18 protein-coding genes are annotated in these 21,960 nt (G+C 45.5%); 7 read left to right on the top strand and 11 right to left on the bottom strand.

The window, feature by feature from the left end; translation table 11 throughout:
- Positions 1 to 51: 51 nt before the first annotated feature.
- A complete protein-coding gene (locus E4N69_RS10420; protein ID WP_253823776.1) occupies positions 52 to 1,830 on the top strand; it encodes an ABC transporter ATP-binding protein in 1,779 nt (592 codons plus the stop codon).
- Positions 1,827 to 3,593 (top strand): ABC transporter ATP-binding protein, encoded by a 1,767-nt coding sequence (locus E4N69_RS10415; protein ID WP_253823775.1) that lies wholly within the window; start codon positions 1,827 to 1,829, stop codon positions 3,591 to 3,593. Before E4N69_RS10420 ends, E4N69_RS10415 begins: the two co-directional genes overlap by 4 nt.
- 296 nt (positions 3,594 to 3,889) lie before the next feature.
- Here the strand turns inward: E4N69_RS10415 and E4N69_RS10410 are convergent, their stop codons facing one another.
- Both E4N69_RS10410 and E4N69_RS10405 read right to left on the bottom strand, forming a co-directional pair.
- Positions 3,890 to 4,825, bottom strand: coding sequence for an NYN domain-containing protein (locus E4N69_RS10410; RefSeq protein ID WP_162664229.1), 936 nt, complete (start codon positions 4,823 to 4,825; stop codon positions 3,890 to 3,892).
- 122 nt (positions 4,826 to 4,947) lie between these two features.
- On the bottom strand, positions 4,948 to 6,246 hold the full coding sequence (locus E4N69_RS10405) for an NCS2 family permease (RefSeq protein ID WP_253714316.1): 1,299 nt from the start codon (positions 6,244 to 6,246) through the stop codon (positions 4,948 to 4,950).
- 479 nt (positions 6,247 to 6,725) lie between these two features.
- Here E4N69_RS10405 and E4N69_RS10400 point away from each other — a divergent pair, with 479 nt between their 5' ends.
- Positions 6,726 to 7,592, top strand: a complete 867-nt coding sequence (locus tag E4N69_RS10400) for a hypothetical protein (RefSeq protein WP_253714315.1) — start codon at positions 6,726 to 6,728, stop codon at positions 7,590 to 7,592.
- A 1-nt stretch (position 7,593) separates the two neighbouring features.
- Here the strand turns inward: E4N69_RS10400 and E4N69_RS10395 are convergent, their stop codons facing one another.
- Together E4N69_RS10395 and mgtE are read right to left on the bottom strand one after the other, a co-directional pair.
- Entirely contained in the window at positions 7,594 to 8,220 is a 627-nt protein-coding gene (locus E4N69_RS10395; protein WP_253823774.1) for a diacylglycerol/polyprenol kinase family protein, read from the bottom strand.
- Between the two features lie 24 nt (positions 8,221 to 8,244).
- Positions 8,245 to 9,594, bottom strand: a complete 1,350-nt coding sequence (gene mgtE, locus E4N69_RS10390) for a magnesium transporter (protein ID WP_162664227.1) — start codon at positions 9,592 to 9,594, stop codon at positions 8,245 to 8,247.
- 112 nt (positions 9,595 to 9,706) lie between these two features.
- Between mgtE and E4N69_RS10385 the strand changes: the two genes are divergently transcribed.
- The 3 genes from E4N69_RS10385 (at position 9,707) to E4N69_RS10375 (ending at position 13,958) form a co-directional block, all read left to right on the top strand.
- Complete coding sequence (locus E4N69_RS10385) at positions 9,707 to 10,933, top strand: exo-beta-N-acetylmuramidase NamZ family protein (RefSeq protein WP_253823773.1); 1,227 nt, start codon at positions 9,707 to 9,709, stop codon at positions 10,931 to 10,933.
- Positions 10,934 to 11,182: 249 nt separating this feature from the next.
- Positions 11,183 to 12,631, top strand: coding sequence for a hypothetical protein (locus E4N69_RS10380; protein WP_253823772.1), 1,449 nt, complete (start codon positions 11,183 to 11,185; stop codon positions 12,629 to 12,631).
- 85 nt (positions 12,632 to 12,716) lie between these two features.
- Entirely contained in the window at positions 12,717 to 13,958 is a 1,242-nt protein-coding gene (locus E4N69_RS10375; protein ID WP_253823771.1) for a hypothetical protein, read from the top strand.
- A 316-nt stretch (positions 13,959 to 14,274) separates the two neighbouring features.
- On the opposite strand, the gene E4N69_RS10370 is transcribed toward E4N69_RS10375, so the two are convergent.
- The 5 genes from E4N69_RS10370 to E4N69_RS10350 form a co-directional block, all read right to left on the bottom strand.
- The gene (locus E4N69_RS10370) at positions 14,275 to 15,081 is read right to left on the bottom strand and encodes a nucleotidyltransferase family protein (protein WP_253823770.1); all 807 of its coding nucleotides are present in this window, start codon (positions 15,079 to 15,081) and stop codon (positions 14,275 to 14,277) included.
- A gap of 11 nt (positions 15,082 to 15,092) precedes the next feature.
- Entirely contained in the window at positions 15,093 to 15,806 is a 714-nt protein-coding gene (locus E4N69_RS10365) for a nucleoside-triphosphatase (RefSeq protein ID WP_253823769.1), read from the bottom strand.
- 5 nt (positions 15,807 to 15,811) lie between these two features.
- Positions 15,812 to 17,161, bottom strand: coding sequence for a uracil-xanthine permease family protein (locus tag E4N69_RS10360; protein ID WP_253823768.1), 1,350 nt, complete (start codon positions 17,159 to 17,161; stop codon positions 15,812 to 15,814).
- A gap of 136 nt (positions 17,162 to 17,297) precedes the next feature.
- Entirely contained in the window at positions 17,298 to 18,881 is a 1,584-nt protein-coding gene (locus E4N69_RS10355) for a ClC family H(+)/Cl(-) exchange transporter (protein WP_253823767.1), read from the bottom strand.
- A gap of 77 nt (positions 18,882 to 18,958) precedes the next feature.
- A complete protein-coding gene (locus tag E4N69_RS10350) occupies positions 18,959 to 19,606 on the bottom strand; it encodes a bifunctional 2-keto-4-hydroxyglutarate aldolase/2-keto-3-deoxy-6-phosphogluconate aldolase (RefSeq protein ID WP_162664220.1) in 648 nt (215 codons plus the stop codon).
- Between the two features lie 36 nt (positions 19,607 to 19,642).
- On the opposite strand from E4N69_RS10350, the gene E4N69_RS10345 reads away from it, so the two are divergent.
- On the top strand, positions 19,643 to 19,867 hold the full coding sequence (locus E4N69_RS10345) for a hypothetical protein (protein ID WP_253823766.1): 225 nt from the start codon (positions 19,643 to 19,645) through the stop codon (positions 19,865 to 19,867).
- Positions 19,868 to 19,945: 78 nt separating this feature from the next.
- On the opposite strand, the gene E4N69_RS10340 is transcribed toward E4N69_RS10345, so the two are convergent.
- On the bottom strand, positions 19,946 to 20,809 hold the full coding sequence (locus E4N69_RS10340; protein ID WP_253823765.1) for a peptidoglycan DD-metalloendopeptidase family protein: 864 nt from the start codon (positions 20,807 to 20,809) through the stop codon (positions 19,946 to 19,948).
- A 21-nt stretch (positions 20,810 to 20,830) separates the two neighbouring features.
- Positions 20,831 to 21,949 carry a PQQ-like beta-propeller repeat protein gene (locus tag E4N69_RS10335; RefSeq protein WP_253823764.1) on the bottom strand — a complete coding sequence of 373 codons (1,119 nt, stop codon included), beginning with the start codon at positions 21,947 to 21,949 and terminating at the stop codon, positions 20,831 to 20,833.
- Between the last annotated feature and the right edge of the window lie 11 nt (positions 21,950 to 21,960).

Genomic DNA, 21,960 nt, shown 5'->3' with positions numbered 1-21,960 from the left:
TCTATTTTATATCAGTGATATATATCATTGATATAAAGCAATGATGAAAGGATGGAAAAATTGTCAAAAACCGGTGAACATACTGCGAAAAAAACCGCTTTACAGTATCTATTGGAGCTTGCAAAACCCTGTAAGAGGCTTCTCATCACTTCTGTGATTTTTGCCGTATTGGGTGCAGCTGCGGGAATTGTACCATACCTTGCCGTGTCCCGCCTTATCATTCGGATATGCGCACGGGATTATACCCTACAGGCAATTTTTGTAACGGCGCTTATTGCACTTGCCGGGTATCTTGGGCAGCTCTATCTGTCTACACTTTCTACGATACGTTCTCACCGTGCGGCATTTACCGTGCTGAGAAACATCCGTATGCAGCTGACGGCAAAGCTCTCCCGCGTTCCGATGGGGTTTATATTGGATACCCCATCCGGTAAATTCAAAACAATGCTGGTTGATACGGTAGAAAAACTGGAATTACCGCTTGCTCATATCATACCGGAACTGACGGCTAATCTGCTCATTCCCTTTTTAATGTTAGTCTATTTCTTTTATCTTGATTGGCGCTTAGCGCTTACCGCTTTTGCAACTTTTCCGCTCGGTCTTATTTGTTATATGGGAATGATGAAGGACTATGAAAAACGGTATGCAAAAGTTCTTACAGCAAGTAAAAATATGGATGCCGCAACGGTTGAATACATCGGCGGCATTGAAGTGATAAAAGCCTTTAATCAAAGCACCGTATCATATCGGAAATATACTGAGGCAATAGCGGAAAATGAGAATGCGAAAGCGGAATGGTTTAAAAAGACCAATCCTTACTACGCTGCGGGAATTGCAATTGCTCCTTCCAGTTTATTAGGTGTGCTGCCGCTCGGCTGTTGGTTTTTCATACACGGGAGTATATCCGCCGGAAGTTTTATATCGTGCATCATTCTGTCGCTCGGTCTTATTGCACCGCTCATTCAGGCGCTGCGTTACACGGACAGTCTTGCAATGGTAGACTCTACCGTAAAAGAAATTGCGAAACTGTTGGAAGCGGAAGAAATGAACCGTCCGAAGAATGCTGTGCCTATTAAAGAAAATACTATTGCATTTTCTCATGTATCGTTTGCATATAGCGATACGGAAGTTTTGCATGACATTTCATTTCAAGCGGTTCCGAATGGGATGACTGCATTTGTCGGTCCGTCCGGTTCGGGAAAATCTACCGTTGCCCGCTTAATCGCCTCCTTTTGGGAAGCAAGCAATGGTTCGGTTATGATAGGCAGCTGCGATGTACGGAACATTCCGCTTTCGCAAGTGATGGGGCGGGTTGGCTATGTTTCACAGGATAATTATTTATTCCATTTATCCATTCGGGAAAATATACGGATTGGAAAACCGGACGCTACGGATGCTGAGATAGAACAGGCTGCAAAGAAAGCGAGCTGCCACGATTTTATTAGCGCACTTCCTCAAGGGTATGATACGATTGCAGGAGACGGAGGGAATAATCTTTCCGGCGGAGAGAAGCAGCGCATTGCAATCGCACGCGCAATACTAAAAGACAGTCCCATCATTGTGCTGGATGAAGCGACCGCTTTTACCGACCCCGAAAATGAAGCAGTCATTCAGCGTTCTATCGGAGAACTGGTCGCAGGAAAAACATTGATAGTCATTGCGCATCGGCTTTCGACTATCACGATGGCAGATAAAATCATCGTTATGAATCATGGACGCATTGAAGCAGAGGGGCGGCATCAATCGCTGTTGGAATCGTGTGAACTGTATCGCACACTGTGGAATGCGCACATCAGCGTAAGCGATAAAAAATCTGGGGAGGCTGTATGATTACTATGTTTAAACGATTGTTGCATTTTTCAGGTGCGGAAAAAAGAAGATTGATACTCTCTTTTATTTTTCATATCGGTAATTCGTTTTTTGAAATGCTTCCCATTATGGCAATTCTGACGGTTCTCTCCGGAATCCTTTCCGCTATTTCAGGAAATGGGATGCCGTACAAAACGATCTGGGTCTCACTCGCAATTATGCTGCTCAGTGTTGTAGGCAAAATCATTTTCATCAATATCGCTTCTATAAATAGAACATTGGGAAGTTTTGCCATGTGCAGCGAGTGGCGGATGAACCTCGGTGAAAAATTAAAGCGTGCACCGATGGGGTATTTTAGTGAGCATCGATTAGGAGACATTACCGCTGCGGTTACCACTACGCTCGGTGATCTTGAAACAAGTGCGGTAACGGTGCTGGAGGCGGTTGCAGGCGGATTTATTCACGCCTTTGTTATTAATGTATGGTTGTTTGTTTATGAATGGAGAATCGGATTGCTGATGCTTACCGGTCTTTTAATCTCGTTCTTGATTTATGCAAAAACACAAGCTGCGGGAGAAAAATATTCACCGCGCAGGCAGGCGGCGCAGGCACAACTGGTAACCGGTATTTTGGAATACATTCAAGGAATGACAGTGGTAAAAGCATTCGGACTCGGCGAGCAATCCGGTAAAACGGTTGATGCAGCAATCAGTGAAAGCGCAGCGGCAAATATCATTTTGGAAAAAATTTTCTCCGAACTCGCAGCTGCTTTTCAAACAATATTCAAAGTGGTTAGAGCGGCAATACTCATTACAGCCCCCTATCTTTTAATGCATGGAAATATAACACCGGAAAAATGTTTGTTGCTGACTGTCGCAAGTTTTATGATTTATGCAACGGTGGAACTTGCCGGAAGTACGGCCGCTGTTGCACGGGTAGTTGATGCTTCTCTTGAGCGGCTGGAAGAAATATCGGATATGCCGTTATTGGATGAAAACGGTACGGAGCATATTCCGAATAATTATGACATTACGGTTCGGAATATTTCTTTTTCTTACGATAGAAATGATACAAAAGAAGTGATACGGAATGTCGATTTTACGGTGCCGCAGAAAACAAGCTGCGCGATTGTCGGGCCGTCCGGTTCGGGAAAAACAACACTGTGTAATTTAATTGCGCGCTTTTGGGACGTCAGTCAGGGTGAAATTTTACTTGGCGGTATCAACGTTAAGGACTACACATGCGACAGTCTTTTGAAAAATTTTTCTATTGTGTTTCAGCGCGTATACCTGTTTGAAGATACGATAGAAAACAATATCCGTTTCGGTAGGCCGGATGCAACGATGGACGAAGTGATTGCCGCAGCAAAAAAAGCCTGCTGTCATGATTTTATCACTGCACTGCCGGACGGGTATCAAACTAGAATCGGAGAAAACGGAGCAACTCTGTCGGGGGGAGAAAAGCAGCGTATCTCCATCGCGCGGGCAATTCTCAAGGATGCGCCTGTTATTATTTTAGACGAAGCGACTGCCAGTGTCGATCCTGAAAATGAACACGAGTTGCAAACAGCTATCGAGGAGCTGACAAAAAATAAAACGCTCTTGATGATTGCGCACCGTTTAAATACGGTACGCAAAGCGGATCAAATTATTGTGCTTGACGAAGGACGTATTGTGCAACGGGGTACTCATGCCGAACTTATGAAACAGGCAGGGCTATACCGGAGATTTGTCGGCATCCGTGAAGAAGCAATCGGGTGGAAGATTGATCGGAGAGAACGTTAGGAATGGGCGGCATAGACGGCTTCACTTTTTTCGAGATATTTTTCTAGGAGGTTCTTTGTAAGAAGCGTTCCTCCTAGTATAAGCTTTGATAACAGGTCGTAGCCATAAAAAACATGTCGAATATCAGAGTCATACTGAATTTATGTACCTACAGTAACAGTACATATACACCGTACTGCATATTAATCCCACAGTCAGCGGTTTGTAACGTCTTATTTAAAAATGAAGATAATAAGAACTTGCGAAAACAGGTAAATATTTGAGAGCTACCTAATAGCAGTATACAACAAACTCGTTTATCGTAGTTCCACGTCTGTTGCTTTGCCGTTTCTTTCGGCAAAGTTCTCTCCGTCAGCGTTCGGTTCCTTAAACACCTTGAAGCGTACCTGCATTCCTTCCGTAATCTTTTTACGACGGGAAGATTTGGTAAGGTTTGTAAGACCAAAGTAGAAATCGCCGTGATCGACAGTTTCGATAATTCCCCAGTTTCCTTTAAAGCGTTTAATGGTGCCGCTTAACGTATCGCTTTTTTGTTGTTCTTTCGCTTTAATCCAATGGTTGGGCGGAACCAGTCTATCGGTTGTCATTTCATATTGATCGGGAAAAGCTTCAAGAATTTCTCGTAAGGTATTATGGTTATAAGATCGGGGATCAAATTCCGGCATACTCCGTCGGATGGATTTGCCTAAATCGGAAAGACTGACCCATCCGTCTTCCGTCATTCGTGAGTTTTTATAGGCATGGTTTAATAATTTTTCCAGAGAATCGAAGGGAGAATCTTGACTCTCCTCTTCAGGGGTTGTTGCACTATCGAGGTTTTCCAGATATTTAAATTCATTACAAGCGTTTACCCAAAGAGCCTTAGCATTTTGTTTCCCAATACCGAGAACATAAAGCCCGTACTCCCGCAATTTAAGCGCAAGGCTATAATAGTCGGAATCAGTCGAAACGATGCAAACAGCATTAATACTTTTATTGGTGTTGGCAAGCTCGATAGCATCCATAATGATAGTATTATCGGTTGCATTTGGCCCGTTACGAAATTGTTGTACCGGACGAATGGGGATCTTTTCAAGCCAATTTTTCCACCCGTTCATATTCGGTGTTGTCCAGTCTCCATATAAACGTTTTATCAATAATTCGCCTTCTTTAGAAACTTCGGTGATAATGGCTTCCAAAAAACTCGGCGGAATATTGTCGCCGTCGATCAGTAGTACATATTTTCTGTCCATACAGATATTGTATCCTTATTTGTATATTTTTCAAGGAGGCGCTTTTTGCTGTAAGAAAAAAAACGGACACCCATACTCTATATGAGTGTCCGAGATGTGTATAGTTTTAACTGTAAAACAGCTTAATGGAGAATAATCCTCAATAAGAAGATAACAAACAGTATCCAGCTGATAATCGGGATTTGCTTGAATTTACCTGTTATGGCCTTCAAAATAACGTAGGAAAGAATGCCATACACAATACCTTCGGCAATGCTGTAGGTAAACGGCATCATAACGATTGTCAAGAACGCAGGAATACCTTCCGTAGGATCTTTGAAATCGATTTCGGCTGCGGCACTCAGCATCAGGAATCCGACAATGATAAGCGCCGGTGCAGTAGCTGCTGACGGAATCAATAAGAAAAGTGGCGAGAAAATCAAGGCAATTAAGAAAAATACACCGGTTGTCAACGCGGTTAAACCGGTTCTTCCTCCGGCCGCTACGCCGGAAGTGCTTTCGACAAAGCTGGTAACGGTAGAAGTTCCCAGCATAGCACCGAAAACCGTACCGATAGCATCGGAGAGCAACGCCTGCTTTACCCGTGGGATATTTCCATCTTTGTCGATAAGTCCTGCGCGGTTGGTAACGCCGACTAAGGTCCCGACCGTATCAAAAATGTCAACAAACAGGAATGAAAAGAATACCGTAAAGAACTGGAAACTGAAGATATTGCTGAAATCGAAATTCCAGAAAACCGGAGCTGCCGGAGCGCTTACGATAGACCAATTTTCCCATCCGCCGAACGGTGCCGTAACACCCATTGGAATACCGATTACGGTAGTAATTAAAATTCCAAGGAGAATTGAACCCGGAACATGTAGAACGTACAGAATTGCAGTAATAACCAGACCGATGAGGCCCAATAAAGCAGCTCCTGAAGTAACGTTGCCGAGACCGACTAATGTCGCAGGATTATCAACGATGATTTCCGCATTTTTCATACCGATTAATGTGATGAAAAGGCCGATACCTGCTGCAACCGCTTTCTTCAGATTGATCGGGATTGATTCAACAATCGCTTCCCGTACATTGAAAAAGGACAGCAAAATAAACAGTAAGCCTTCGAGGAATACTGCCGTTAATGCTGTTGCGGGTGAATACTTCATTCCGATAACAACAGTATACGTGAAAAAAGCATTTAAGCCCATGCCGGGAGCAAGCGCGACAGGAAGATTGGCAAGTACGGCCATTATCAAGGTTGCTATTGCCGCAGATAATGCGGTAGCCGTAAATACACTGCCGGGATTCAAGCCTGCATCGCTTAAAATGAGCGGGTTGACGGCAAGAATATACGCCATTGCAAGGAAAGTTGTTAATCCTGCAATGATTTCGGTACGCACATTCGTTTTGTGCGCTTGAAGCTGAAAGAGTTTTTCCATAAAGTAGCCTCCTTTTAGAATAAATGAGTACCAGTCAGCATTTCTATTAGTGTATCACGGAATAATTGTTTCCGCAAGAAAATTTTTTTTTTGCTTCCTTATTTTTTTTTAGGCTATATTGTCAGAATAAATGCATCAAGCCGTTTTTTGTACCTCCGTGTACACTTTTCAACGTCGAGTTTTTGCTGCGCAAAAACGTCGCTGCTGCTTATAACCCCGGACATCCCCGCCCACGAATGTACATCCGTGTACATTCGTAGGCTGCAAGTTTGCAAGCAAACTTGTTACTTCTTGAAACCACCGCCATCCGTGGCGGTTCTGAGATACGTTGAAGATTTTTCAGTAGCGGCACGGATGCCGCTGGTTATATCAGAAGCGATGTTTCAGCGATGCTGAAACTCGCTGCCAAAAGTGTACAAGGATGTACACTTTTGGCAAGGCAACGAAGTAGATGCGTCGTATATTTTCAAAAGGTATATTTGACAGAACTAGGCGTTTCCAACTATACTAATCACGATATGACAATAGCCGGACGTAATAGAATCTTAATTTTCGGTATTTGTATTACTGCGCTCATGGTAATCGGAAGCATAAGCTGCTGTATTGTTATTGTTGCGCATAATTTGCTTGCGAAGTTGCCGACAGTCTCGGAAAGTACTTTTCAGTTATTTAGACTTCCGTTTTTTGCCTATAATAATTATGCAGCCATGATCGGTATCGCAGCATTTCCGCTAATAGCATTGGCACTGCTTGTTTGTATTTTCTTTCTTTTCGAAAAAACTCATGCTCTTGAGATTTCTTTTTTTGGCTTGTTTATTTTCGCACTGTCTGTTGAAGCGTTACAGCTCCTTTTTCCGTTGCAAGAACGGTATCCGCTATTGACCGTTTTTATGGCTTCCGTTGCACGGATTATTTTCTTCTTTCGGTTTGGAGCCTGCTTGGCGCTTTTAACTTCAAGCCTCTTTGCCCATAAAACTTTTACGCGGGAAACGGGATCTATTATTTTCTTGCTGAGTTTTATCGCGTTTGCATTGTCTCATGTTATTCCGATCGATACCATTCAAGTGGTCTCGTTTTTCTCATTTTCTCGCTCCTATCGCTATCTCCTTTATTCCTTTAGTGGGATTGTCTGCGTATTGGCAGTTGTATCGTTTTTGTTGGTCGGCATTTATCGCAGTATTACCGAGTATCGGAAGGCTGCAATTCAGCTGTTGATAATGTTAATTGCATATACGCTTTTACTGTATACCGGTTCCTGGTTTTTTACTGTCTTTGGCATTGTAGCTTTGCTAGTAGGTGGGGGCTTTTTCCTCAAAGCAATTCATCAGTTTTATCTGTGGCAATAGCTTACGCATGGAGCAGTAAGGCAAGAAAACCGATAGCAACCGGTATCAAAAGGTTGTCATAATCTTTTAGGGGCAGCATTTCGATACACGCCCCGGCAATACCCAATACAAGGCTTTTCCAAAACTTTCCGCTGACGGCAAAGGACGAAAGGAACACAGCGGCAAAGCAGGTTACACTTCCGGCAACGGTCTTATCTTTAAAAAAAGCTAAGTGAATTTTTCCAAAACGCTTTCCGACAAGGCTCGCAAGGCCGTCCCCGAAAGCAAGTGCAAATATTGCAATTTTTGCCGTATGCATGGGGAAAAACAAAAGTGCGGCAAGCACTCCGGTGGCAAGTGTTAGCGGTCCCAATACGAACCGCCCTTTATCGCGTGCCCGTGATGCGTAACGAGTAATATGCGCAATGATACCAAGCTCATAGCCGCGCATACGAAAAAATTCTGAGATACAGTAGAGCAGTGTGATAGCAACAATAGCGACAATCGTAGGCGTATACCAATGTTCGGCAAATACAACGGTTAAAGCAGAAGACAGATGAATGGTTTTCCTAAACACTTCAACCAACAGTTCCTCTACGGAGGCAGTTTGAGAGAATGTACGGTATCGGAAGCGTTCAAACCATTTCATATAATCCCAATATACTATTAGCCTTTAAAACAACAGGAACTTTGCGATTCTAAAATAAACGATAAGGCTGACAGCATCTACAATCGTGGTGATGAGCGGGCCTGCCATAATAGCGGGATCCATGTGGAGTTTTTTTGCAAGAATCGGTAAAAGTCCGCCGGTGAGTTTTGCAATAGTAACGGTTACAACAAGCGTTAGCCCGACACTTGCAGAAATCAGAATCGGTTTTCCGTCCAAGAAATAAGCCTTTACAAAAATAGTTAGCCCGAGCAGCGCACCTACCATAATTGCGATACGGAGTTCCTTCCATAATACTTTACCCCAGTCGCGCAGCTGAATTTCGCCGGTAGCAAGACCGCGGATAATCAATGTCGATGACTGGCTGCCCGAATTTCCGCCGGTATCCATCAACATAGGAATAAATGAGGTGAGTATGGTAAGTGTTGCCAGCAGTTCGGTGTAGTGTTCGATAATCTTGCCGGTAAAGGTTTCCGAAACCATCAGGAGCATCAGCCAGCCGATACGGTGCTTGGCGAGTGTAAAAACGCCGGTGTTCAGGTATGCGTCTTCGGACGGTTGCATAGCGGCCATAATCTGGAAGTCTTCGGTAGCTTCCTGCTCCATAACATCCATGACGTCGTCAACGGTGATAATACCGATCAGCCGTTTTTCCGCATCGACAACGGGCAGGGCAAGAAAGGCGTACTTCTTAAAAACCGCGATAACGCTTTCTTGATCATCGTGCGTGTTCACATAGATACATTCGCTTTCAAAGATATTTTCAATAAGCTCCTGTTCGGGCGCCAACACGAGTTCTTTTAATGAAACGATGCCCTCAAGTACCCTGTTAGCATCGGTTACATAACAGGTATAGATCGTTTCTTTTTTAAGTCCCGTCTCTCTGATGTAGTCCAACGCCTGTTTTACCGTCATCGTCTTTTTAAGGCTGACGTACTCAATCGTCATCAGGCTTCCTGCGGAATCGGGAGGATATTTGAGGAATTGATTGATGAGCTTGCGTTCTTCTTCGCCGGAGTTCGCTAATATTTTCCGTACTGCGTTTGCCGGCATCTCCTCTACAAGGTCTACGACGTCATCAAACGCAAGTTCGTCCAAAATAGGACCGAGCTCTTTATCGGTAATCGATGAGATAAATGCGCTTTGCTGTTCACTCGAAAGGAGTGCGAATACTTCGGCTGCAAGATCCTTGGGAAGCATTCTAAAGAGGAATACTGCATTTGCCGCATTTTCTTTATCCAATATTTCAGCGACATCAACCGCGTTCATCTCGGCGAGTTCCGCAATTAATGCCACGTAGTGCCTATTGTCGAGCAGCTCTTGAATCCGCTCCATTTCCTGCGTCTTATCTTCCATAGTTAAGTCCTAGTATACTTAAAATGGCCGGTTTCTGCTATACCGGTTTAAAAAAATGTATAGGTACTCTATAATGCTCCCAATGAGAAATATATTTGGGTCGAATCTCCTTATGAAAATGTCTGTATGCCATTTACGCCAACTAAAGACAGCGGCGGTATTGTTCTTCTTGTTTTGTATTGTATGCCAAGAAGCCGTTGCAGAAAATCGGTTAAAATTGGGAATTGAACAGTTGCCGCAATATCGTGCCATTTTTGCCGGAAAGCGAGTAGGACTGATTACCAATCAAACCGGTATCGATTCCGCGGGAACGCCCTCTGCGGTGCTGTTGAGCCGGTCGGTGCAGCTTACGGCGCTTTTTTCGCCCGAACACGGTATACAGGGCAACGAACGGGAGGGGGCATCCATCGGACACAGCGCCGATCCGCGAACGGGGCTGCCGGTATACAGCCTTTACGGAAATACCAAACGGCCGACGCCGGAAATGTTAAAAGATATCGACATTCTCTGCTTTGATATTCAAGATGTCGGAGCTCGTTTCTATACCTATATTTCCACCATGGCATACGTGATGGAAGAATGTGCGCGGTATAAAAAACAATTTGTCGTGTTTGACCGCCCAAATCCGATTGGTGGCACCGTCGAGGGGAATATGCTGGAGCTTGAATACCGTTCCTTTACGGGATATTTTCCCATAGTGCAACGGCACGGTATGACGGTCGGGGAACTTGCCTTGCTCTTCAACACCGAATACGGTATTCATTGTGATTTGACGGTAATCCCGATGACAGGCTGGGATAGAGAGACCTACTTTGACGAGCTGCCTCTGATATGGGTGCCGCCGTCTCCCAATATTCCGTCGCCCCTCACCGCGCTCGTATATGCCGGTGTCTGTTTATTTGAAGGAACCAACCTTTCGGTAGGACGGGGAACAACGATGCCGTTTCAGTACCTTGGAGCGCCTTATATCGATGCTTACCGTCTAGCTGATCAGCTGAATCGGTTGGGCTTGGACGGCGTGCGTTTTTTGCCCGCATTTTTTACCCCATCGATTTCGCTCTATACGGGGCAGCTCTGCGGGGGAGTACAAATTGCCGTTACCGACCGCCGCAGTTTTTCGCCCGTTAAGACGGCAATTGCCATGTTCTACGAACTCAAGCACCTCTACCCCGACAAGTTTACGATAAACAATGTGGGCAAAAAATATTGCGGCCTCCATTTATTAACAGGTTGTACACAGCTCACCAATCCTTTGCAAACTACGCAGGATTATTTTACCCGCATTGAAAAAGAGACAAAGCTGTTTAGCAACATCCGCAAGAAATATCTTCTGTATTAGTTAGTATTTTAGCAGAAGGATAAACGCATAAGACAGATAGCTTAAACACCGCATAAAAATTAAGGCTGTGAGACCATTTGAACCGCGAAGAGGTTCAACTCTGGTTGAGCAGCCTCAATTTTTATGCAGGAATATATCCGGTAATGTTTTATGCGGTTCAGTAGCATGGTCTTCCTCTTGCGCCGAAATTATCGATTATGCTAGTATACGGCCATGGTTAAATGTCCTAAAAGATACATATTCGTTATAGTGTATGTGATCTTAGCAACGCTGCTCTCCGCTCAAACGGTAAGCGGTAAAAAAGATATTGCAGTCTTTAGACTTTCTCATTCGGGATATGTCCCCTCCGAAGTTGCCGCAAGAATAGATCAACGGATTATCGATGTTGTTACTTCTTTTAAACGGTTTAACGTAATCGGTATGGAGTACCGGCTCAACTCAAACAATATTGTGTCCTTTATCGATCAAATCAAAAGGATGAAAGAACAGCAGTCGGAAATTTCCGAAACCGTGTTATCAGGAGAAGAGGCTTTTACACGTGCCGATTGGGAACGGCTTACCGGAGCCTTTTTGGTATTTGCTCCCCGGATTACCGACTATGATGAACGTCTTATGTTTGAAGAAACTGTAGTTGAGGGCAAAAAAGTTATAAAAAAGTATTGGATAGTCAGAATAGAAGGGGCTATATCTATCCTTGACGTTTCCGGTTCCGCGAGTGAGCGGGTTATACCGCTATCCGTTAAAAAAGTCGCAAAACGGCGTTCCGATGCGGTTGACGAAGCAATCAGTTCTTTAATAAGTTCGGTTTATACGGCAATTAAATTTGAACCGGAGTTTGCATTGGCAAGCGGAGTACTTGCCGTTGACCATGAAAACAATACCGTTACAATCGAGCTGGGAAAGGATATCGGTATAAATGCAGGAGATGAATATATCCTGCAAAAATCCATCTCAGTTGCCGGAAAGCAGTCGGTAAAAGAAACCGGTTTGTTAATTATTTCGGAAGTACACGATACTTTCTCAGTTGCAAAAGTGATTTATGCAGACCAGCCGATTGTCGAAGGGGATTCTGTTAAAGAGCTTTTAGGATCCCGTATTCTACTGCAAGGATATGCAGGTATAACGGTTCCCATTACCGGCGTAATGACAAAAGACTCAAAGGAGTTTTTGCGTGTTCAGCCGACTTTCGGTATACGGGCTGTATACAAGGCAAATTTTCATCTCAGTATATCGGTCGGATATGAGTATGCCATACAACAACCGATTGGATCCTCCGCTGTATTGAGTGCAAAACCGATGCGGCTTACTCCTTTCGGAACAGGATATTTAGGTATCGGGGTTTATAATTTCTATACATCCCGTTTTAAGATTACACCGGAATTACAATTTTGCTTTTCGGGTACATCCGTTGCCGCGCAATCAAATTCAGCAAAGACTTATACCGTTACTGCAACTCAACTCGGCGGGAGGGTGCTTGTATCGGCAGATTACTTTATTTCGCGGAATTGGACGATAGGCGGGAGTGCCGGATTCGGCTATATGCATAATTTACTGAGTCCCGCGCAGGCGGCTGAAAAATTGAAAAAAGAAAGCCTATTTCCCCCGCCGGAACTCGATAAGGTTAATAATTATGCATGGGATGTTCTATCATCACACATGAACTTTCATGTTTTTATAGGAATAACCCGCAGGTTCTAGGCATGCACCTCAAGCTAAGGAAACTGTCAAAAACTGAAGTTTTTAGACAGCTGCCCGATATAACTCACACGATAAGGAGAAAACTATGAAAAGAAACATTGTATTATATGCACTGCTGCCGGTGCTTTTGACATCATGTACCGTTATGCCGCGGATTCCGCAGTACACAGGCAACAACCCTTATTATGCCGGTTCCGGAGAGGGATATACGTTTTTGGAGGCACTGACTCAGGCAAAAGCGAATACCCTGCGGCTTGCCGTTATCGACCTTATCGGAGAGACGGAAGAAATGCAGAATCGTAGTAAGTTACATTCCGCTTTTTACGCCGGGACAAGACCGAATGCTTACCTTGAAACCGACTATATGCGTATTTTGCGGCGCGATCAAACGTACCGTGGATACTATTGTGAGATCACCGTACCGGTAAAAATGGATGAATTACGCCGTACACTCGATATGATCGGTACCTATTCTGCAAAGGGCGGCAATATTCTATCGAGTCCTGAAGTACATGAGGCAAGAATCAAGAGCGAATTGCAAGGAAATAATGTCGGATTTATCACACAGTATGTCGATAGTATGCTGTATATGGTTGTTCCAAATCAAAAGGCAAAAGATGGGAGTACATTTTCCAAGTCTGCCGTTAACATGGCGAATAAATACCTGCTTGACAACGGGTACCGTGCCGTTGATTATGCCGCGGTAGAAGCATTAAAATCAGATAGTGCTACGCTGTTTACTCAAGAACCTGATACGGCTGATCTTTCGGTTGTACAGTGGATTGCACAAAAACTTGGCGCTGATGTTTATATTGAAGTGGACGGTTTTGTGCAGGGCGGTCGAGAAACAGGCGGTTACTATGCTCAAGCTGAAGTTAACTTGAAAATGTACAATCCGTCTACGGGAGAATTACTCGGCGCTGTACCCTATAGCAGTCCTAAGACGTTCGACCGCGGAAGTACCGAAGCTGCGGCACAGAACGCGATAAAGTCAACGGTCTTTAAAGCAATGAGTGTTGCCGTTGATCAAGCGAAAAAAGCATTGGTGCGGGATTATGCACAAGGTATTCGGTATGAAATTACTATTAACAATAGTTCCGACAGTAAACTGATGAACAAGTTCCGAAATGTATTGAACACTAAAGTCGAAACAATACGGGTTGTGTATCAATCTACCGCTCAAACAAAGTACGCAGTACAATATTTCGGCAGAGTGGAAGATATGGAAAATATCGTCTACTCGGCAGCAGAAAGTGTTCCCGGCATGGAAAGTATTTCACTGGTTATGATCCGGGGTAAAACACTCATGTTCCGGTTAGGACGGTAAAGGAACGTCGAAGGTATACCTTCCTTAAAATTGAACAACTGAACAAAGTATCAACTTTGGAAGTTGTTCAATTAGTACGCGATAGCGTACATACAATCTGCGATGTTTGCGTAAGCAAACTCGCAGTGTTTTTTAGCCGCGCGATGTAAGCGGCTGAAAATAAACCTTCCATAAAATGCAACAGTTGAACAAAGTTTCAACTTTGGAAACTGTTGCATTGGTGCGCGTAACGCGCATACGTCAATACGCGATGTTTGCGTAAGCAAACTCGACGTGTTTTTCAGCGGTACCATTTGTACCGCTAAAAATAAACCTTCTATATTTCGCTGCAGTTGCCCTGTGTGTGCTGATGCACATGCTCTTCCGCCCGTTTAAAGTCTTCAGGTGTATCGATGTCGAAGGCTTCCATTTCGGAGCGGAGCGGGGAGTGTAGGATCAGATCAGGGTGAGCGTTCATCACGGTTCTGCCACCGACACTTCCGTCCAAGCGGCTGAGCTCACCGGCTAGTGCCGCCGGAAAGATAACCGGAGAACAGTGCTTGCCGTTAAAGGCAGCAGAAACGATGCGGTTGGGATTATTCTGAAAGACGGCGCAGAGGTCGCGGATACTGTCGGCTTGCAAAAAAGGCTGATCGGCGGTGCAGAATAAAAAGCCGCTTGGGTGATGAAGGAGAGCGGCTGTGTTTACTGCAAGAGCTTCCGTATAGCCGCGGCACGCAGCTTGTACTGCAAGAGCCGCCGAATGTCCCTGTCCCCGCGCCGGATCCGGATTAAAGGCAATATCACAGTGGAATGATTGGCGGGTTGCGTTGCCGGCGTCAAGGCTCTTTTGGCATCCGTTGTGCACAGGTGGTTTTTGCGTAGATTTGATTTGTGTCAGCTGCGCTATCATTTCTGTTATGGGCTGCTGTGTTTCGGCATTTACCGTAATCACCAGATGGGTAATACCTGCTTCAAGCAGTGTTTCAATGACGTATCCGATTAAGGGTTTTCCGCAAAGCGGAAGCAGCTGTTTACAGCAGCCCATGCGGGTTGACAGTCCTCCTGCAAGGAGAATTGCAGTGGGGAGTTTGATGGGGCTGCCGGTATTGTTGTTTTCGGACACTGTCGAGATTGTTTGCATATTACTCGGCATCATTTGTTATCGTTTGGAACTCCGATTTCCGCAGTATCTAAAAATGATGCAAAACTTTGCGCTCGCCCAAGCCGTTCATACAGTTCTGCTCTATTTTGCATAGTCAGATGGAATACTACGGTTTCCTGCATACGTTCCAAGACCGGCAAAAAGCGCGTCCTATGCGGCTTTACGACGCCGATGATATAATAGCGGGAGTCGGAAAGCAGATCGCATACGGCTCGGAAAAAAAGCTCCGCCTCCGCTTCCATAAAGCCGAGTTCATCCATTAAGATTACCGGCAGGGTAGGGGACAGTGACGCTGCATCGCAATCGGCGTCGGAATGTTCGCCGCCAATCGAAGAAAGTATTACCTCCTCCGCTTGCTTCAAACACATAACCCCGAATGTATCAAATACCGGGGCAAAACCGACCGGTTTTTGCTGGGGACATATTCCGACTTTGTTGCCGGTTGTATACCGGTATCTTGCGGTACCGGTGACAACCTGATGCATATACACTGCACACTCCGGCGGCGCTTCTCTTTTTGTAATAAAGCCTGATGGCTGCAGGTTGAACTTTTGTATAAGGGCTGCAAGAAACGTAGATTTTCCGCAGCCCCGTTCGCCGGTAACAAAGAATATCCGTTTTCCAAGTTCCGAAACGATCGGCCTACCGGCGTCGAAATTGTCAGGATCATTGGAAGGTTTATTCTTGTGCGGCAATATGCTCAAATCGGTTAATCCTCTTTTGATTTCGGCAGCAGGAGGTTCAGAATAAGCGCGGTAACAAAGGCACCGACGATAGCCTGTTTAAAGATATTCTGGAACCACATCGGTAAGTGCTGCATAACTTCTTGTACATTACTCAGACCGAATGCAACGCCAAGTGAAGCCGCAATAATGACAACATCACGTTCTGCAATCTTTCCGCTCTGGTAAATTAGGTTTAAGCCGCTCATCGTGATCATACTGAACATCAGCAATACACCGCCGCCCAATACCGGGTTTGGGATAGTCGAAACGATTGCTCCGAGTTTGGGGAAGAAACCGCACAATACCAAGAAGCCTGCGCCGATACCGATGGTAAAGCGGTTGACAACCTTTGTCATACCGATAAGCCCGACGTTCTGGCTGAACGAGGTGTTCGGCATAACGCCGAAGATGGCTGCAAACATACTGCCGAAGCCGTCTGCATGAACTGCGCCCTGCAATTCCTTGTCGGTTATATCGCGTCCGAGACCGCCGACTGCAATGCCGGTGTTATCACCGATTGTTTCTACGGTTGTTGCCAGGTAGACAAGCAGAAATGGAACGATGGCATCCCAATGGAAGGCGAGGTTCAGGTGTCCTACGGCAAAGAACGGCAACGGAGCGGAAATCCATGCGGCATTTCTTATCGGCGTAAAATCAACCATACCGGCAAAGATCGCGACAATATACCCTGCGATAAGTCCGACCAGGATGGAGGAAATACTCAAAAAACCGGTAAACATTTGCCGGATAAAGATAATCGTTAAAAAGACGAAGAGTGCGACTAACAGATTCTTTATCGAACCGAATCCGGGAGTTTTTTCAAGACCGACTCCACCGCCGACAAATTTAATACCGACGGGAATAAGCGAAATACCCAACGTGGTAACAACGGTTCCCGTAACAACATGCGGTAAGAACTTGCGGAGCGGTTTAACAATAAACCCGAGCATAAACTCCATTAAACCGCCGATAAGGGATGCACCGAGAATGGCAGCATATCCGTTTGACCAGTCGCCCATTGCGGCATATTGCACTCCTACGCCGATAGCAACGGGGATAAATCCTGAACTGGTTCCCATAACGGTGGGGAGTCCCGAACCGATTTTCCAGATAGGCCGCAACTGGACGAACGTAACGGCGCCGGCAACAAACATAGCGCTTTGCAGCAACGAAACTTTGATATCCGCCGGGATATTAAGTACACCCGATATAACCAAAATCGGTGCGAGGTTTCCGGCATACATAGCCAAAACATGCTGCATACCGAGAGGGATTGCGGTTTTTAGCGGAACACGGCCTTCAAGCTTATAAATATTTTCTTTTGAAATACTCATAATCTCCTCTTTAACTTAAATTGTCACCCGCTCAATCTCACCATAGTAATGATAGAGATGCGAATGCTTACTCATTCTATCAGTATAGCCCTGAATACGGTAAATAGCAAGAAAAATTTATGAGATAACCTAAAAATTATTTAGCTCGTTCATCGGTCAAACCGGTGAGTTGTTCTAGCAGAGAGCCGGTATCATCTTCCGCAAGGATAATCAATTTATCGCCGGGGTACAGTATGGTATTGCCGTCGGGGACAGACTCATGTTCGCCGTGCATAACGCCGATGATGCGGCATTTTTGAGGCCAGTCCGTTTCACGGACTTTCTTTAATGCAGCAATTGAGTGCAAGCCGATCGGCAATTCATAAAGTTGCGGGCGATATGTTCTGTGTTTATTGCTTGAAGATTGTATGTCGCCTTGCTCGGCTTCGAGTATTTGCTCCAATAAGATGTGGTCATGCGCCTGCGAACCGATAAAGCTTGCCGTCAAATAGGCTGTTAGACAGGTAAGTACCAAGCCGCTTAGCTGATGGAGTGCCCCACTCGTTTCAAACACGATAACGCAAGCCGTAAGCGGCGCTTTAATAACGGTAGTAAAACAGGCTGCCATCCCAAAGAGAATCATAGTATTCACATGCTCCGGTGCCAATAAACCGAGATGCACGAGCGCCGTTGCATACAATGCGCCGCCGGTTGCGCCGCACGCAAGGAGCGGTACGAAAATACCGCCGATCGCGCCTGATCCCGCAGAAATGCCGGTAAAAAGCAGCTTAACGGCTAAAAACATCAGCAGCGTTGTAAGTGGGAAGGACTGTTCAGTCAGTGCCTTTATCAGCCCGTCTCCGCCGCCGGAGGAATAACTTAGCCACAACCCGACCGGCAGTGACAACAGGAATGGAACAACCGGCCGCAGAACCGGCGGAATATGGAGTGTTTTATAGCATCGTTGGAAAAAATAGATCGACTGCTTAAACCCATGTCCGACAAGCGCACCAAACATCCCAAGTCCTATCAGCCATGCAAATTGAGAAAGTGGAAATTCTACGGTTGTAAAAAATCGGAAAATCGGGCCGGATCCTAAAAAGGCACTTCCGGCAAAATCGCCGGCGAAAGACCCTGCCATAACGCAAGCTAAGAGTAACGGCGTTAAATGATGATGAATATCTTCCAGAGCAAAAACAATTGCAGCAAAAGGGGCATTAAAGGTTGCCGAAAGGCCGGCGGCGGCGCCCGCAGTGATTAGACATATCCGTTCGGTAAACGATCGTTTTCCCAGCCGCTCGACGGCATCCCCGACATAAGCGCCAAGCTGCACGGAAGGACCTTCGCGACCCATTGAAAGCCCCAGTCCAATTCCGAGGACACCACCGATAAATTTGAGGGGAAGTTCCGAAAGCGGGGAGAACTGCAATTTTTTCATAAAGACGCCTTCGATCTGTGCTACTCCGCCGCCTTTAATCATCGGCCATTTCGTAATAATAAAACCGATAAATAATCCTACCAGCGCCAACCCTGCCAGCGCAAGAACAACGCCGGGAGCACCAACTGTCCGAATGACACCGTATAATGCAACACGGATATTCTTAATATGGGCGATCGAAAGACGAAAACCCGTAATAACCAGCCCCGTCAATAAGCCGGTTAAGAGGCTTTCAAACACTAAAAGCCATTTATTCTCTTGCCTTTTTTTCAGCAATGTGCCTGTTTCCGAATTGGTATTCATAATAATTCTTGAGGATTCCATCCTAACGGGGTTGAAAAAAGATCATCGACTATTAAGATGTTCCCGCTTCCTTTAGATTACAACTGTAAACCGCGTGCAGCGGCGATTACTTCCTTTAATTGACGGGCGGTGCGGGTAACCGATCCAAAGTCGCCGGTTTTAGCTCCCTTTGTCAGCGATCCGCCAATACCGAGCACTGCAGCGCCGGCTTTAATCCATTCGGCTGCATTTTCGACGGTAATGCCGCCGGTCGGCATATAAATTCCCTGCGGAAGCGGCCCTTTAAAGGCGCTGATGATTTTAGGCCCGAAAAGCTCCGCCGGAAACAGCTTGAGAATGTCTGCTCCGAACTCAAGCGCCCGCACCGCTTCCTGCGGCGTCATCACGCCGGGAATGTACGGCACCGCATACCGATTGCAGAGGCGGGCACAGTCCTCGTTAAAAGACGGCCCGACAATGTATTGCGCACCGGCAAGGATACACACCCGCGCGGTTTCCGCATCGAGTACCGTACCGGCTCCCAGCAATACATCCGCACCGAATGCTTCGTTTAACTCACGGATAATTTCGTCGGCATGCGGTACCGTCATCGTAATTTCGATTGCCGTGATTCCTCCGGCACGCACCGCCTCCACGATTTTAAGCCCCTGCGCTTTATTTTCCGCCCGAATAACGGCAACCGCCCCCGCCTCAATCAGCGCTTGTATCAGTTCATATTTTTTCATCATTTCTCCTTCTTCTAAAATAAGCTGTGCAAAATTTTGCCTAAAATTTTGCACAGCTTTTCCAAGGGAAAGGCAAACATATCAGACGGATATATCCAATGCCGCAAAACAATGGATCAGGAAGATAATCTTTCCGTAAGCCTTTTAAAAATAGGCGGAGCAGATGCTAGGAGCCTAGCCGAAATAAAACGGAGACGTATCGGGTATACGGCGAGTATTTATTTCGGCGTAGCGACAACGCAGATGCCCGCATATTTTTAAAAGGAAAGGTTGAACGGCCTTAATTATTCTGCGGGGATACCCTAAAAGTACCTGATACGATTACCCTGCTTCTCTCAGCTAGTCGACTTGGATGGTAAACCGTTCCGATTTTTCATTGCCGGTAATGTCCCGGGCTGTAATTAATATATCGGATTTTCCGCGGTTTAAGATAATTTTCCCTAAATAGAGTTCGCCTTTCCGCCGGTACAGCAGCGTATCGGTAATAGCGGTATTACCTAAATAAGAACTGCCGTCTTTCTGCGTAATGATTTCAAATGGAATGGTTCGAATATTTGTTCCGTTTACAAAAATCGTAATACGGAAGGGGCTAAAGCTATGGCCGCCTTGCACAACCGTGTCAGAGATATCCGCATATAATTCATAGCTTCCCTGCCGTACGTTTTTTTGCCCGCTTACTTGAAACGCGGTGTCCTGTTCATTTATCAAAACGATATTTTGTATCTGCGGTGCTATTTTATCGTTAACCGATGGGAGCAAGAGCAATGGATTGATATACACTTTTTTTTGATTATCACTGACTTGAAAGATAAGGGCATTAGGTTCCCCCCATCCGCTGTTTCCCGTTCTTCCGATAACCGTAGCTGCTTCGGTGGTTACTCTGGTTCGGAACATTGTGGTGTCGTCCAGATTTCCGTAAACCGTTTGGAGTCCGTCATCGTGTAAAAATATTAGTGCATTTCCGAGTGTGGAAGGAAATGAACCGGTTCCGTATTTTTTATCCAGAGCGATCAAGAGTATTCCGTCATCGGCAGCGCGTACCGCTGTTACATCCTCAAAGGTTAAACCTTGTTCAAAAGTATTTTCACCGATGCGCTGTCCGAAAAGCCTTAAGAATTTTTGTGTGTCAGCAGGCCATTCCAATGCGGACAATCCAGCAACACATACCGCTGCAGCTAAAATGCAAAAGAAAAATCTTTTCATATCAGTATCCTATTTATCAATTTATTTTATATCGATACGCGCTAATTTTGTGTCGGTTGCGAGGAATATCGTTCCTTGCTCCTGCATAAGAAAGATATTTTTTGAAGGAAAAGAGGTTCGGCCGACGACATAGAAAGGCGCTTCTATAAACGATAATGTTGAGCTTTGCTCCTGCTTGCTTATAATCGCCATAATATTCTTATATGGATTTTGACCAGCGGAGATAATCGTACCGCGTTGAGGTATAATACCTGAGATTAACCGATCGCAGTCGATAAAACCGATACCTTCGGCACACTCAAAGACAGCATTTTTCCCGTTTATATCGAAATCTACAAAGACCTGCTTGCGAAGATTTCCTTCTAATTTTCGGTGATGTATGATTTTATATTTATTGCCGTCTATCCGTATAAGCAGCGCCCGCTGGCTGTCAATTCCGCACACACAGGCAGCGAGTTTTCCATCGGTAGAGAGTGCTGCTCCCAGTATGACCTGATAGTCGCTGCCACCCGGATAAAAGTCGGACAGCACATTGCCTGCAGAATCGAGGGCGACCAGTTTGCCGTCTGAAAACCCGATGATGACGCCGCTTTCTGTGCTATGAAAGGCGGTAATCGGTGCGGTATGCAGGTAACGCCAGCGCGGTTTTCCATCGGTATCATATTGTTTGACAGCATTTCCACCCGGCTCAAACAGGTAGAAACGGCCTTCGTCGATGTATACAAAGCCCTGTTCTTCAATGACAGTTATCAGTGAACCGTCGGGGCGATAAATCGGCGTTTTATAGGCATCGCTGCCGTATTCCGTCCACGCTGCAGAAGAAGCTGAAATGCGCTGTGTAACGGGGGATGAACGGAGCAATTCGCCGTTGGCGGTAAAGTAACCGAATCGGTTCTCCGTCAAAAAAACTTTTGGTGTTTTGCCGACGAATTGTTCCGCTGCTTCCTGTTGGTTTGCATTTTTGGCATCGCTGCCCATCCCTTCCAATTCTGTTTGAGCGCTATCTGGTGTAATGGCGCGTACCCATACGGGTTTTAGATAGATATCGGAACCAAGCGGTATCGCTGCTGCGAAGATATATATGAATAAAAAAAGGATGGGAAAGATAATAAAACGATTATCGAAAGCTGTAATTTTCATAGTCTATATGG

Source organism: Treponema sp. OMZ 906 (assembly GCF_024181185.1).
In the GTDB taxonomy this organism is placed as follows: Bacteria; Spirochaetota; Spirochaetia; order Treponematales; family Treponemataceae; genus Treponema.
This window is presented reverse-complemented; position numbering and strand designations above follow the sequence as displayed.

Excerpts from the sequence above, each read along its gene's own strand:
- E4N69_RS10360 (WP_253823768.1), bottom strand. The coding sequence starts at position 17,161 with ATGAGTATTTCAAAAGAAAATATTTATAAGCTTGAAGGCCGTGTTCCG.
- mgtE (WP_162664227.1), bottom strand. The coding sequence starts at position 9,594 with ATGGAAGATAAGACGCAGGAAATGGAGCGGATTCAAGAGCTGCTCGAC.
- E4N69_RS10335 (WP_253823764.1), bottom strand. The coding sequence starts at position 21,949 with ATGAAAATTACAGCTTTCGATAATCGTTTTATTATCTTTCCCATCCTT.
- E4N69_RS10405 (WP_253714316.1), bottom strand. The coding sequence starts at position 6,246 with ATGGAAAAACTCTTTCAGCTTCAAGCGCACAAAACGAATGTGCGTACC.
- E4N69_RS10385 (WP_253823773.1), top strand. The coding sequence starts at position 9,707 with ATGAAAATGTCTGTATGCCATTTACGCCAACTAAAGACAGCGGCGGTA.
- E4N69_RS10340 (WP_253823765.1), bottom strand. The coding sequence starts at position 20,809 with ATGAAAAGATTTTTCTTTTGCATTTTAGCTGCAGCGGTATGTGTTGCT.
- E4N69_RS10395 (WP_253823774.1), bottom strand. The coding sequence starts at position 8,220 with ATGAAATGGTTTGAACGCTTCCGATACCGTACATTCTCTCAAACTGCC.
- E4N69_RS10415 (WP_253823775.1), top strand. The coding sequence starts at position 1,827 with ATGATTACTATGTTTAAACGATTGTTGCATTTTTCAGGTGCGGAAAAA.
- E4N69_RS10370 (WP_253823770.1), bottom strand. The coding sequence starts at position 15,081 with ATGCAAACAATCTCGACAGTGTCCGAAAACAACAATACCGGCAGCCCC.
- E4N69_RS10420 (WP_253823776.1), top strand. The coding sequence starts at position 52 with ATGGAAAAATTGTCAAAAACCGGTGAACATACTGCGAAAAAAACCGCT.
- E4N69_RS10355 (WP_253823767.1), bottom strand. The coding sequence starts at position 18,881 with ATGAATACCAATTCGGAAACAGGCACATTGCTGAAAAAAAGGCAAGAG.
- E4N69_RS10375 (WP_253823771.1), top strand. The coding sequence starts at position 12,717 with ATGAAAAGAAACATTGTATTATATGCACTGCTGCCGGTGCTTTTGACA.
- E4N69_RS10350 (WP_162664220.1), bottom strand. The coding sequence starts at position 19,606 with ATGAAAAAATATGAACTGATACAAGCGCTGATTGAGGCGGGGGCGGTT.
- E4N69_RS10410 (WP_162664229.1), bottom strand. The coding sequence starts at position 4,825 with ATGGACAGAAAATATGTACTACTGATCGACGGCGACAATATTCCGCCG.